11 protein-coding genes are annotated in these 13928 nt (G+C 64.2%); 9 read left to right on the top strand and 2 right to left on the bottom strand.

Annotated features, from left to right (window positions below; translation table 11 throughout):
* Positions 1-118: 118 nt before the first annotated feature.
* Positions 119-547, top strand: coding sequence for a MerR family transcriptional regulator (locus tag ABFK29_RS02080; RefSeq protein ID WP_005858703.1), 429 nt, complete (start codon positions 119-121; stop codon positions 545-547).
* A gap of 100 nt (positions 548-647) precedes the next feature.
* Here ABFK29_RS02080 and ABFK29_RS02075 read toward each other — a convergent pair whose 3' ends face one another.
* On the bottom strand, positions 648-2159 hold the full coding sequence (locus ABFK29_RS02075) for a malonate--CoA ligase (RefSeq protein ID WP_005858701.1): 1512 nt from the start codon (positions 2157-2159) through the stop codon (positions 648-650).
* 4 nt (positions 2160-2163) lie between these two features.
* The gene (locus ABFK29_RS02070) at positions 2164-3417 is read right to left on the bottom strand and encodes a malonyl-CoA decarboxylase domain-containing protein (RefSeq protein WP_040604497.1); all 1254 of its coding nucleotides are present in this window, start codon (positions 3415-3417) and stop codon (positions 2164-2166) included.
* 213 nt (positions 3418-3630) lie between these two features.
* Between ABFK29_RS02070 and ABFK29_RS02065 the strand changes: the two genes are divergently transcribed.
* From ABFK29_RS02065 to ABFK29_RS02030, 8 genes are all read left to right on the top strand, one after another.
* On the top strand, positions 3631-4287 hold the full coding sequence (locus tag ABFK29_RS02065; protein WP_005858697.1) for a GntR family transcriptional regulator: 657 nt from the start codon (positions 3631-3633) through the stop codon (positions 4285-4287).
* Positions 4288-4523: 236 nt separating this feature from the next.
* Positions 4524-6038, top strand: coding sequence for an ABC transporter substrate-binding protein (locus ABFK29_RS02060; RefSeq protein ID WP_005858695.1), 1515 nt, complete (start codon positions 4524-4526; stop codon positions 6036-6038).
* A 69-nt stretch (positions 6039-6107) separates the two neighbouring features.
* Positions 6108-7025 carry an ABC transporter permease gene (locus tag ABFK29_RS02055; protein WP_005858693.1) on the top strand — a complete coding sequence of 306 codons (918 nt, stop codon included), beginning with the start codon at positions 6108-6110 and terminating at the stop codon, positions 7023-7025.
* 8 nt (positions 7026-7033) lie between these two features.
* Positions 7034-7945 (top strand): ABC transporter permease, encoded by a 912-nt coding sequence (locus tag ABFK29_RS02050; RefSeq protein ID WP_005858691.1) that lies wholly within the window; start codon positions 7034-7036, stop codon positions 7943-7945.
* Entirely contained in the window at positions 7945-9582 is a 1638-nt protein-coding gene (locus tag ABFK29_RS02045) for an ABC transporter ATP-binding protein (protein WP_005858689.1), read from the top strand. Before ABFK29_RS02050 ends, ABFK29_RS02045 begins: the two co-directional genes overlap by 1 nt.
* Entirely contained in the window at positions 9579-11168 is a 1590-nt protein-coding gene (locus ABFK29_RS02040) for a gamma-glutamyltransferase (RefSeq protein WP_005858687.1), read from the top strand. Before ABFK29_RS02045 ends, ABFK29_RS02040 begins: the two co-directional genes overlap by 4 nt.
* Positions 11165-12553, top strand: a complete 1389-nt coding sequence (locus tag ABFK29_RS02035) for a M20 family metallopeptidase (protein WP_005858686.1) — start codon at positions 11165-11167, stop codon at positions 12551-12553. Before ABFK29_RS02040 ends, ABFK29_RS02035 begins: the two co-directional genes overlap by 4 nt.
* Positions 12554-12558: 5 nt before the next feature.
* Positions 12559-13860: a D-serine ammonia-lyase gene (locus ABFK29_RS02030; RefSeq protein WP_005858684.1), complete on the top strand. Its 1302-nt coding sequence runs from the start codon at positions 12559-12561 to the stop codon at positions 13858-13860.
* Positions 13861-13928: the final 68 nt, after the last annotated feature.

The following is a 13928-nucleotide window of genomic DNA, read 5'->3' as shown; positions in this document are numbered from 1 at the left end:
AGTCGCGGTCGGATTTCGATATACGAGCTACAGCCACTGTAGGTTCAAGCCCTGTCGCAAGAAAATCTGCACAACCCATTGGAAGGCAGACGGATCCGGCACCGAAAGGAGACATCCCATGCTGACCATCGGCACCCTCGGCAAGCGGACCGGCACCAAGGTTCAGACGATCCGCTACTACGAACAGATCGGTCTCATGCCCGAACCCGGCAGAACGGAAGGCGGTCAGCGCCGCTACGGGGACGCGGAACTCGACCGGTTGTCATTCATCCGCCATGCCCGCCAGCTTGGTTTCCCGCTTGATGCGATCCGGGAACTGCTGGATCTCTCCGACAGCCCAGAACGCTCCTGCGCGGAGGTCGACGCGGTGGCGCAGAGGCAGTTGAAAGAAGTCGAGCAGCGCCTCGCCCGGCTCAAAGCGCTTCGCACCGAGTTGCAACGGATGATCTGCGAATGCCGGACGGACCGTGTCGCCGATTGCCGGATTTTGGAGGTGCTGCGCGACCACGACGAATGCCTCGCCGATCACGACGGACACGCAGCCTGAAGCGCTGCCCGGCGCCACGATATGCGTGGCGCCGGATACAATGCGCAGGTCCGATCAAAGCCGGACACGAACGCCTCGACCGGGGCGAACGCCTCAGACGCTACACAAACAGGTCTTTGAATTCGTCCCGCAGGAGGTTCTTCTGCACCTTGCCCATCGTGTTGCGCGGCAGGCTGTCGACCACCACAAGACGGCGCGGGTGCTTGAACCGGGCGAGCGGTTGCCGGATCTTTTCCATGATGGCGTCGGTATCCAGCGTCGCGCCATTTCGCGGCACCAGAACGCCCACCACGGTTTCGCCGAAATCGCGATGCGGCACGCCGATCACGGCGCTTTCCAGAACCCCGTCCTGCTCATCCAGCACCAATTCGATTTCCTTGGGGTAGATGTTGTAGCCGCCCGAGATGATCAGATCCTTGCTACGGCCCACGATGCTCACGTATCCGTCCGCGTCGATCACACCCAGATCGCCGGTGATGAAGAAGCCGTCCTCGCGCAGTTCGGCGGCAGTCTTTTCCGGCATCTGCCAGTAGCCCTTGAAGACATTCGGGCCACGCACCTCGATCGCGCCGACCTCGCCCTGCGGCAGAGTCGCGCCCGTCTCGGGATTGGTGATCTTCAGCTCGACCCCCGGCAAGGGAAAGCCGACGGTGCCCGCGCGGCGTTCGCCGTCATAGGGGTTCGAGGTGTTCATGTTGGTTTCGGTCATGCCATAGCGTTCGAGGATGCGCTGACCGGTAAGGGCTTCGAACTGGACATGGGTTTCCGCCAGAAGGGGCGCCGAGCCGGAGATGAACAGCCGCATATGCACCGCCGCCCCGCGCGTGAAACGCGGATCGTCCAGCAGGCGCGTGTAGAAGGTGGGCACCCCCATCATCGCCGTGGCCTTGGGCATCTGCGCCAGGATCTGATCGAGATCGAAGCCGGGCAGGAAGATCATGCTGCCCCCGGCCACCAGCGTCACGTTGGTCGCCACGAACAGCCCATGCGTGTGAAAAATCGGCAGGGCATGCAGCAAAACGTCATCCGCCGTGAACCGCCATTCCTGAACCAGCGTCCGCGCATTCGACAACAGGTTCGCCTGGGTCAGCATTGCGCCCTTGGAGCGGCCCGTGGTTCCCGAGGTATAAAGGAATGCCGCAAGATCGTCTTCGCCGCGCGGCACGGTGTCGAACTGGCGCGGGGCCTGCGCGGCCTTGTCGGTCAGCGATCCGCTTCCATCCGCATTCAGCGTTTCGACCCTGGCGCCCAGCCCTTCTGCCACGGGGGCCAGCGCCTCCAGCTTGCCGCTGTCGATGATCACCAGCGCGGCGCCGCTGTTTTCAATGAAATAGGTCAGCTCTTCAGTGGTGTATGCGGTGTTCAGCGGCAAAAGCACCAGCCCCGCCTGCACGCAGGCCGCGAAAACCGCCAGCGCCTGCGGCGATTTCTGCACCTGAAGCGCGACCCTGTCACCCGCCCACAGCCCAAGCCCTGTCAGCACATGCGCGATCTGGGCGCTGCTCTCCAGAAACCCGGCGTAGGTGATCTTGTTGCCATCGGGCAAATAGAGGAACGGGGCCTCGCTTCCCGCATGAGCGCCAAAAAGGGTATCGTAAAGAGGGTTGGCCATTGTCTTACCTTTCCGCCGTCACCGCTTGGGCGCCTGCCTTTGCCAGCGAGGTCACCTCGGAGCTGGCCGTGATTTTCTGCTTGGTTTGGAAGTCTTCGTGATGGGCCGCGACCTGCGCCAGATCGTAGAGATAATTGACCATCACACCACCCGACTGCGCCTGCCCGTTGGGCGACGCGTCGGCATCGGCATGAACCGCGTGCACGAGGGCTCCGTTGCCCAGATGGAACCGGGCCACCGGATCGAAGGGCGCATTGCCCCGCTCCTTTGCGTGCAGCAGGTAATGCGCGGCCAGTGCGCGACGGGCCTCTGGATCGTCCGGCATCGCGATGCCTTCGGCCTTGGCCCATGTTGTCAGCAGCGGGATCGGCGAAAGCGTGACGAAGCGGGTCAGCCCCGGCAATTCTGCCGACAGATCGGCCGCAACCTGCTTGATCAGCGAGTTGCCGAAGGACACGCTCGCAAGCCCGGCCTGACAGTTCGAGATGGAATAGAAGACCGCCGTGTCACAGGTCTCGGGGGCAAGCGTCGTTCGGTTTTCGGTCAGCAACGCCTGAACGGACCCGGGAATGCCCTTGGTGAGGGCCACTTCAACGAAGATCAGCGGCTCGTCCGGCATTGCGGGATGGAAGAAGGCAAAGCACCGGCGGTCCCGGGGCCGCAGGCGGCGGCGCAGATCGTCCCAGCTTTGGATCGCGTGAACCGCTTCGTAGGCGGTGATCTTTTCCAGTATATGAGCCGGGCTTTCCCAACTTATCGGTCGGAGCACGAGGAACCCGCGGTTGAACCAAGAGGCAAAGAGATGCCGAAAGTCCAGATCCAGCGCCGCCAGTTCGGGATCGTCGCCCGACAGCCGCAACAGATCGGCGCGCATCCCCACCAGCGCACCGGTGGCGCCTGGCACCCGGTTCAGGCGACGGATCAGCTCTTGCCGAGGTGGTTCGGCGGCTTGCATGAAGGCGCGGTAACTCCGTTTCGACGGGGCCTGTTCGTAGGCCTCCAGGGCCGAACGTACGGCTTCGGGGTCGATGTTCATGTCATGGGCAAGGTGCCCGAGGAAGTCCAGTTTCCCGGCGTCATCGAGACTGGCGTAGTGGTCCAGAATGTCCTGTGCCAGCGCGAGTTCGGACATTTCGCCCGCACTGCCCAAAAGATCGGCCATGAGGCGCTCGACCGGACGCGAAGACGCCCGCCCATGCCCCGCTGCGCGGGACCGGCGATCAAGCATGGTAGACAGAAAGTCGGCCAATAGCGTCATGTCGAAGGTCCTTGTCGCAAGGGTCTCATTCCTACGTTGCGCGCCGTGGCTTGGGATAGTCGCCTGATTTCCGTGGGCTACGTCAACGAAGGCAAACGCCGAAGGAACGGCTTTCGACTTCGATCATAGGTGCGCCGTGTTTCACAGGTCAATGTTTTTGTATACAAGGCATTAGTTGTTGCGCGCACGCAATCCCCCGGCTAGCTTTTTTGAATGGAACAGCGCAGCGCAGTGAATATCGCGAATTCTCTTGAGAAAATGATCTTCGACGGCACCTTCGCCGACGGTGATCGCTTGGATGAGGTGCGGCTGGCAGAGCAGTTCGGTGTGTCCCGCACGCCCCTACGCGAGGCGCTGCAACGGCTGGAAAGCTCCGGGCTGGTGACACTGATCCCGCGGCGCGGCGCCTTTGTTCGCCAGCCCGGACCGCTGGAACTGCTGGAGATGTTCGAGGTCATGGCGGAGCTTGAAGCCGTTTGCGCCCGCCTCGCTGCCAGGCGGATGTCGAACGAGGCGCTCGAAGAACTGCGCGAAGCCAACAGGCGTTGTCAGGCGGCCTCGGATGCGCAGGATACCGACCTGTACTACGCTGAAAACGCACGCTTTCATGCAACGATCTACCGGGAATCCGGCAACAGCTTTCTCGAACAGGAAAGCCTGAAACTGCACAAACGCCTGCGCCCCTTCCGGCGTCAGCAACTGCGCTTCCGGGGCCGGCTGAAGCAATCCATGTCCGAACATGAGATCATTGTCGCGGCACTGGCCGAGGGCGATTCCGTTGCTGCCGCCAATGCACTGCGCAACCATGTGGCCGTACAGGGTGAACGGTTCCAGAGCCTGATGGCGAGCCTCAAGGCCGTAGCCTCTTAGGCGCGGGACAACGACGGCCAGCACAGACCACGTCGCGATGGCACCGGCCAGCGCCGGACAAACTGTGCGATAGCGCCAAAGCGGCCGCAGCGCTCAAATCGTAGCCATTGCCTATTTGTTGCGCGTCGAAAGTTCAAAAACTTCAGGAGTCACTTGACGGATTACAATCCTCTCATGTTGTATACAAGGATAACCAAGAAAAATACACGCCACGAACACCAACAGAGAGGACTACCATGAAACTCAAGACCCTGATGATGGGCACAGCGTTGAGCCTGGCATTCGCCGCGCCCGCCTTTGCCGACAAGGCCGACGACACGCTCCGCCTGGCGTTTCTGAAAGAGCTGGAATCGGTCGACAACTACTTCAACTCGGCCCGGGAAGGCATCCTGATCTCCCGCGCGGTCTGGGACGGACTTTTGTTTCGCGACCCTGAGACCGGCGAATTCAAAGGCAACCTGGCGACGGAATGGACGTGGATCGACGATGTCACGGTCGAGTTCAAGCTGCGCGAAGACGTCAAGTTCCACAATGGCGAGCCCTTCAATGCAGACGACGTGGTCTACACGGTCAACTATGTGACCGACCCGGAAAACGGGGTCAAAGTCTCGGCCAACGTCAACTGGATGAAAAGCGCCGAGAAGATCGACGATTACACCGTGCGCATCAACCTGGTCGCACCCTTCCCGCCCGCCGAGGAATATCTGGCCGGCCCGGTCGTCATGTACCCGGATGAATATTACGCCGAGGTTGGCCCGACCGGCATGGCAACGGCCCCCATCGGCACCGGCCCCTACAAGGTCGATCGGGTCGAGCCGGGCCAGCTTTACGAGCTGTCCAAGTACGAAGACTACCACGACAGCCCGAAGGGTGAAGCGCAGATCGGCAAGATCGAGGTCAAGACGATCCCCGACATGAACACCCAGGTCGCGGAGCTGTTCAACGGCGGGCTCGACTTCTTGTGGAACGTTCCCGCGGACCAGGCCGAAAAGCTGGCCGAGATGGACGACCGCTTTGACGTGGTCAACGCCCAGGCGATCCGCGTCGGCTATATCTCGATGGATGCGGCAGGCGCCGTCGATCCCGATGGCCCGATGACCGATCCGAAAGTCCGCCAGGCGATCTACCACGCCATCGACCGTCAGGCGATTGTCGATGCGCTGGTCAAAGGCTCGTCCGAAGTGGTCAACGCGGGCTGCGCCCCGATCCAGTTCGGCTGTGACCTGAGCGTGACGACCTACGATTACGATCCGGAAAAAGCCAAGGCCCTGCTGGCCGAAGCGGGCTACCCGGACGGGTTCGAGATCGACTTCTACGCCTACCGCGACCGCCCCTATGCCGAGGCGCTCATGGGGTTCCTGAACGAGGTCGGGATCAAGACCAACTTCAACTACCTGAAGTACGCAGCCCTGCGTGAAAAGCGCGAGAAGAAGGAAGTCCCGATTTCCTTCCAGACCTGGGGTTCGTACTCGCTGGCGGACGTCTCCGCGATCACGGGTGAATTCTTCACCGGCGGGCCGCTCGACGATGCGATGGACCCCGAGGTCATCGAATGGGTGAAAACCGCAGGCGCCACCACAGACCGCGCCGAGCGCAAAGAGCTTTATTCGAAAGCCCACGCCAAGATCGCGGACGAAGCCTATTGGGTGCCGCTTTGGACCTACAACGTCAACTACGTGCTGACCAAAGAGCTCGAATTCGATCCCACGGATGACGAACTTGTCCGCTTCGCGGATTTCTCCTGGAAGTAAAACTCGGACGGGTCGCGCAGCGTGACGCTCGCGACCCGTCGCCTTGATCTGTCCGGAAGGTGACGCACGATGGCCGTCTTCATACTCAAACGTCTCGGTCTGGCCCTTCTGGTGGCGCTGACCGTGTCTTTCATCAGTTTCAGCCTGCTGTTCCTCGCGGGCGACCCGGCGGTGGCCATAGCGGGCGAAAACGCCACTGCTGTGGATATCGCGCTGATCAACGAACGCTTCGGCTTCGACCGGCCGATGATCGTTCAGTACGGAGACTGGCTGGGCTCGGCCATCACCGGCGATCTTGGCAATTCATGGTATTTCGACATGTCCGTGACCGAGCTGATCGGCGACCGTCTGAAAATCACGATGAAGCTGGGGATCTATTCCATCACGCTGGCGCTGCTTGTGGCGATCCCGCTCGGTGTCGCCGCCGCCGCCAATCCCAATTCGCTGATCGACCGTTTCGCGCTGTTCCTGTCCGTGGTCGGTCAGGCCATCCCCTCCTTCTGGTTCGGCCTGATCCTGATCGTGATCTTCTCGATCAACCTCGGGCTCGTCCCGGCCTCGGGCAATGAGAGCTGGCGCAACTTCGTGCTGCCCACCGTGGTGCTGGGCTATTACGCCACCCCCGCGATCATGCGCCTGACCCGGGCCGGCATGATGGAGGTGCTGTCCTCGGACTACATCCGCACCGCCCGGGCCAAGGGCCTTGGCACCGGAAAGGTCATGTTCAAACACGCGCTGCGCAACGCCATCATCCCGGTGGTCAGCCTCGCCGCAGTTCAGATGGGCTTCATGCTGGGCGGCTCCATCGTCGTCGAGACGGTCTTTGCGCTGCATGGCGCGGGCTATCTGGCGTGGGAGTCCATCTCGCGCAACGACCTGCCGACCATGCAGGCGCTGATCCTGATCTTCTCGACCTTCTACATCCTGTTCACTTTCCTGGCCGACGTCCTGAACGCCTGGCTGGATCCACGGCTGCGCGTGGGCTGAGGACTGACATGGCCGATACATCCAACACCGCTCCGCTGTCCGCGAAAGACGCGCGCGACAAACCCATGACCCCCGCACAGGCGATGCGCCGGCGCGCGCTGCAACACAAGGGCTTCATGTTCGGCTTTGTCGTGATGCTGATCGTCGTATTTGTGGCGGTCTTCGCGCCACTGCTCACCCAGTACGATCCCTATCAACAAAGCCTGTTGGCCCGGATGAAACCGCCCATATTCCTGGGGGGCACATCCGAACACTGGCTGGGCACTGACGGGTTGGGCCGGGACTTTTGGGCACGGCTGGCCTATGGCGCGCGGATCTCGCTGCTGATCGGCATCTCGGCCGCCGTGATCTCGGGCATCATCGGCTCGACCCTGGGCATCCTCGCCGGCTACTTCGGCGGCAAGGTCGATGCGGTCGTGACCTTCCTGATCAACGTGCGGCTGGCGATGCCGGTGGTGCTGGTAGCACTGGCCGTGGTGGCACTGTTTGGCGGGTCGCTCTTCGTTGTCGTGTCGGTGATGGGCCTGCTGCTTTGGGACCGTTTTGCCGTGGTGCTGCGCTCGGCCACGATGCAGGTCCGCAAGCAGGAATACGTCGCCGCCGCCGAGGTGCTGGGCGCGCCGCTACCGCGCATCCTTTGGAAGGACATTCTGCCCAACGTGATGAACCACCTGATCGTGATCTTCACGCTGGAAATGGCTCATGCCATCATCCTGGAAGCCGCGCTGTCCTTCCTGGGTCTTGGCGTGCAGCCGCCGACCCCGTCCTGGGGCCTGATGATTTCCGAAGGCAAGGAGATGCTGCTGTTCGAGCCCTGGCTGATCACCATACCGGGCGTGGCGCTCTTCTCGCTTGTTCTTGCCATCAACATGCTGGGCGATGGCCTGCGCGACATCACCGCACCGGAGGGCCGCAACTGATGACCGATCCCATCCTGTCCATCGACAACCTCACCGTCGCCTTGCCCAAGGCCGCGGACCGGGACCACGCCGTCGACAACCTGTCGCTCAAGGTGATGCCGAAAGAAATCGTCTGCATCGTCGGCGAAAGCGGGTCGGGCAAGTCGATCACCGCCTTCACCACCATGGGTCTGCTGCCCAAGGCGCTGACGCCCACCGGGGGCGAGATCCGCTTTGACGGGCACGACCTGCTGAAGCTTCCCAAGCGCACCCATGCCGCGCTGCGCGGGCGACGCATGGCGATGATCTTCCAGGAACCGATGTCGGCGCTGAACCCGTGCTACACCGTCGGCGACCAGATCGAAGAGATGTTCCAGCAGCACACCAGCCTCAGCGCCTCCGAGCGCCGGGCGCGCACGATCAAGCTGCTCGAAGAGGTGCATCTGCCCGATCCGCCGCGTGTCTACAGCTCCTACCCGCACCAACTGTCGGGCGGCCAGCGTCAGCGGATCGTCATCGCCATGGCGCTTGCGCTGGATCCGGCGCTGCTGATCGCGGACGAGCCGACCACCGCGCTGGACCTGTCGACGCAGCAGCAGATCCTGCACCTGTTCAAGGAGCTGCGCGAGAAACACGATGCGGGCATCATGTTCGTCACCCACGATTTCGACGTCGTGGCCGAGATCGCCGATCGGGTGGTGGTGATGCAGCACGGGAAGATCGTCGAACAGGGCAGCGCCGAAGAAGTGCTGAATCGCCCGCAGCACCCTTACACGCGGCTGCTGATCGACGCCGTGCCCCGCCGCACGCGCGAGGTTCCCGAACCGATCACCACACCGGACATGCTCAAGGTCACGGGCCTGAACAAGACCTATCACATCGCGGGCGGCATGTTCCGCAAGGCGCGCGAGGTCCATGCCTGCAAGGATGTCGATTTTGCCGTCCGCAAGGGGGAAACGCTGGGCATTGTCGGCGAAAGCGGCTCGGGCAAGTCGACGCTGGTGAAATGCCTGATCCGGCTCGAAGACCCCGAAAGCGGTGTGGTCTCGGTCGAGGGCAAGGACATCGCCCTCATGTCGCGCGGGGCCTTGCACCCATATCGAAAGAAGATCCAGATTGTGTTCCAGGACCCCTACGGGTCTCTGAACCCGCGCCGGACCATCGGCGACCAGCTGGTCGAGGGGCCGGTGAACTTTGGCGAAAACCGCGCCCAGGCGATGGACCGCGCCCGCGAGCTGATGAAAATCGTGCGGCTGGGTCCTGAGGTGCTGAATCGCTACCCCAACCAGTTCTCGGGCGGCCAGCGGCAGCGGATCTGCATCGCCCGCGCGCTGATGGTCGAGCCGAAGATCCTGATCGCCGACGAGGCTGTCTCGGCACTAGATGTCTCGGTGCAGAAAGAGGTACTGAAACTGCTGAACGAGATCCGCGACCGCATGGGGCTGACGGTGCTCTTCATCACCCACGACCTGCGGGTCGCGGCGCAGGTTTGCGACACGCTGATCGTCATGCAGCGCGGCGAAGTGGTGGAACGCGGCACGGTCGAAGAGGTGTTTGGCGCGCCGTCGCACCCCTACACGCGGATGCTTCTGGACGCCCAGCCCGGCCAGCACTGGAACGTGCCCGACGTCTCCACACTGCCCCCGGCCGTCGCATGAGCGGGTCGTTCTCTCGCAGCACGCGCACCCGCAAGCCGGGTGTGACGGCGACCTCTTCGGGGGTCGTCGCCGCCCAGCACGTCCGCGCCGCCGAAGTCGGGGCCGAGGTGCTGGCCGCGGGCGGCGACGCGGTGGATGCCGCCGTTGCCGTCAGCTTTGCCATCGGCGTGCTGGAACCATGGATGTCCGGTCCGATGGGCGGCGGGGCGATGATGCTCTGGCGCGCCGATGACGACCGGGCGCATGCGCTGAATTACGGAATGCGCTCGTCGGCGACGCTGGACGTCGGCCACTACCCGCTCGCCGGAACAGGCAAGGCTTCGGACCTGTTCCCCTGGGAAGCGGTGGTCGAGGATCGAAACGTCACCGGCGCCAGTTCGGTTGCCGTGCCGGGCACCATGGCGGGGATTTCCGCCGCGCATGGCCGCTTTGGCCGGATGCCTTGGTCGGACCTGCTGGCCCCCGCTGTCGACTTGGCGCGGGCCGGTCTGCATGTGGATTGGTACGCGGCGCTTGTCATCGCCTCCTCCGCCCGCGATCTGGCGCGCGACCCGGATGCCGCGGCGCTGTTCCTGGACGACGGGCAATGGCCCAAGGGCTCGGGCTGGACGGCGCTGGCCGATCAGCGACTCGATCAGAGCAAGATGGCCGACACGCTCGATCTACTTTCGCGTGAAGGCGAGGCCGCCTTCTACCGTGGCGAGATCGCCGAGGCGCTGGTCCGCGATGTCACCGACAAGGGCGGTTTCCTGTCGATGCAGGACATGCGGGACTACGCGCCCGTCTGGTCCGACCCGCTGGCGATCCCCTTCCGCGACGCGACGATTCACGCCGTGCCGGGCCTCACCGCCGGCCCGACGCTGGCCGATGCGCTGTATCGTTGGCAGAGCGGCTATGTCTCCACTGACGCCGCCACGCCCGCCGCCTTTGTCGCCCGCGCCGACGGGCTGCGCGCGGCCTATGTCGACCGGCTGTCCAACATGGGCGACCACGAGAGCGCCAAGGCCCCCGGCTGCACAACGCATTTCTCCATCGTGGACCGGAACGGCAACATGGTCGCGATGACCCAGACCCTGCTGTCGATCTTCGGGGCCAAGGTGGTCTCTCCGAGCACCGGGCTGATGCTGAACAACGGCATCATGTGGTTCGACCCCGAGCCGGGCAAACCCAATTCGCTGGCCCCCGACAAGGCCTGCCTGATGAATGTCTGCCCGGTCATCGGCGAAACGCCGACCCGCCGCTTTGCGCTGGGTGCCTCGGGCGGGCGCAAGATCATGCCCGCCGTGGCGCAGATCAGCGGCCACCTTGTCGAACAGGGCCTGTCAATGCAGGAGGCCATCGAGGCGCCGCGCATCGACGCGTCTGGCGGCGCACAAGTGGTGGCTGACGAACGGCTGGCCGGTCCCGTGACCGACGCGCTGGCCAAGCGTTTCCCGACGGCGCTGGCGCAGCGCCTGCCCTTCCCCTTCGCCTTTGCCTGTCCAGCAGGCGTGATGCGCGAAGGCACCACCAATTCCGGCACGACCGAGACCATGTCGCCCTGGGGCGACGGCGTCGCCGAACCCGATACAAAGGCCCAAGAATGACCCTGCAAGACACCGCCCGCGCCACCATCGAAGCCTATTATGACAGTGGCGATTTCCAACGTGACCTAGCCACGCTTGTATCCCGCCCGACGGAAAGCCAGGATCCCCGCGGCAAGCCGCACCTCCATGCCTATCTGAAGGATGACATGGTCCCGATGCTGGAAGCCATGGGCTTTGCCTGCCAGTTCCACGACAACCCCCAAGCTGACGGCCCGCCGATCCTGACCGCCGAACGGATCGAGGACCCGGCCCTGCCGACGGTGCTCAGCTATGGCCACGGCGACGTGGTGCGCGCGCAGGAAGACCAGTGGCGCGAGGGTCTGACGCCGTTCGAGCTGATCGAGGAGGGCGACCGCCTGTACGGGCGCGGCGCCGCCGACAACAAGGTGCAGCACCTGGTCAACCTGCGGTCGATGGAGGCGGTGATCAAGGCGCAGGGCAAGCTCGGCTTCAACGCCAAGGTGATCATCGAGATGGGCGAGGAAACCGGCTCTCCCGGTCTCAAGGCTTTTTGCGAGGCCAACAAGGACCTGCTGGCAGCCGATGTGTTCATCGCTTCGGACGGGCCGCGCCTGCGCCCCTCCACGCCGACCATCTTCACCGGCTCACGCGGCGGCATTGGCTTCGATCTTGAGGTCAATCTGCGCGAGGGCGCGAACCATTCCGGCAATTTCGGCGGGCTGCTCGCCGACCCGGCGATGATCCTGTGCCATGCACTGGCCAGCATCACCGATGCGCGCGGCCAGATCCGCATTCCCGAATGGCGCCCCGACAGCCTGACCCCGCGCATCCGCGAGGTGCTGGGCAAGCTGCCGCCGCATGACACCGGCATCGATCTGGATGCCGACTGGGGCGAAGAGGATCTCAGCCCGGCGGAGCGCGTCTTCGGTTGGAACAGTTTCGCGATCCTCGCCATGACATCGGGTGTGCCGGCAGCGCCGCTGAACGCCATCGCCGGATCGGCCCGCGCCACCTGTCAGCTGCGCTTTGTCGTCGGCACCGAGGTCGATGACATCCTGCCCGCTCTGCGCCGCCATCTGGACCGCGAAGGCTTTGACAAGGTTCAGATCGTCGAACACGGTCGTGGCAGCTTCCCGGCGACCCGGCTCGATCCCGATCACTTGATGGTGCGCTTTGCTGCCGAGGCGATCGAACGGGCCGTGGGCGTGGCCCCGGACATCCTGCCCAACCTCGGCGGATCGCTGCCCAACGACTGCTTTGCCGAGGTTCTGGGCCTGCCGACGATCTGGGTGCCGCATTCCTACGCGGGCTGTTCGCAACATGCGCCGAACGAGCACGTGCTGAAATCGCTGTCGCGGCAGGCGCTTGTGGCCACGACGGGCCTGTTTGCGGACCTGGCGGACCGGGGCCTGCCGAAGGGGTGAGCGACATGGCCGACGACCTCGATGCCCTGCGCGACACAGTGCGCGCGGGCCGCTCGGCCCTCTGGGCCAACCCGGCCTATCTGCCCGCCGAGGACGTTCAGGCACGGCAGGATCTGGACCGCGCCCTGGCGGATTGGAGGATGCTGGCCCCTCTTCTGGCCCGCGTGTTTCCGGACCTTGAGGCCACCCATGGGCACATCGGATCGGACCTGATCCCCGTGCCCGAAGGCGCCTTTGGCCCCCTGCCTGGCCACGTGCTGATCAAGGGCGACCACGCGCTGCCCGTCGCCGGGTCGATCAAGGCGCGCGGCGGGATCTTCGAGGTCTTCATGTGCGCCGTCACCCAGTCCCGCGCCGCTGGCTTGCTGGGGCCGGACGACCCGGTCACCAAATTGGCAGAGACGCGAGATTTCTTTGCCCAAAGGACCATCGCCGTCGGATCGACCGGGAACCTCGGGCTCAGCGTCGGCATCGCCGCGCGGGCCTTGGGCTACCGCTGCATCGTACATATGTCGCATGATGCCAAGGCTTGGAAATTCGAGCGTCTGCGCAAGCTCGGCGTCGAGGTGGTGCTGCACACCGCCGACTATACTGCCGCCGTTGCCGCCGCGCGTGAAGCCACCGACGCGGACCCGGATGGCTATTTCGTCGACGACGAATCCTCTGAATTGCTGTTTCGCGGCTACAGCGCGGCGGCGGCGGAACTGGCCATCCAGCTCGACGCCATGGGCATCGCTGTCACCCCGGACAAGCCGCTCTGCCTCTATCTGCCCTGCGGCATCGGCGGCGCGCCGGGCGGCATCGCCTATGGCGCGCGGGCGATATTCGGAGCGGCGGCGCACAGTTTCTTTGTCGAGCCGCAGCAATCGGCTTCGGCGCTCTGCCAGATGGCGTTTGATGCGCCCTCGGTGCACGATCTGGGCCTCAGCAACCGGACCGAAGCGGACGGCATGGCCGTCGCTACCCTGTCGCCGCTGGTGCACGCACGGATGCGGCAGCGTCTGGCCGGGGTCTGCACCGTGGGCGATGCGGACATGCTGCGTTGGGTCGCCTGCGGCGCGGCGCAGGGCCTGCGGTTCGAACCGTCTGCCACGGCCGGTTTTGCCGGGCCGCTGCACCTGGTGACCAGCGGCGCCGGGGCCGCCTTTCGCGCCCGGCACCTGCAAGGGGTCGCGCCCGAAGACATCACCCATATCGTCTGGGCCACGGGCGGCCGCTTTGTCCCCGATACTGCCCATGCGGCGTTCCTGGCATCTGCCGCCGCCCTGCCCGAGGCTTTCGACTTGCCGCAGAAAATCTCCCAGTGAGAGCCCGCTACGCTCCCTTGGAACCAGCATAGTGCGTTGGCTGGCCGCTCGTCGGGCATGACATCACG

Source organism: Sagittula stellata E-37 (assembly GCF_039724765.1).
GTDB classification, from domain to species: Bacteria; Pseudomonadota; Alphaproteobacteria; order Rhodobacterales; family Rhodobacteraceae; genus Sagittula; species Sagittula stellata.
Note: the sequence above shows the minus strand (reverse complement) of the source record. Positions and strands in the feature narration are given on the sequence as shown.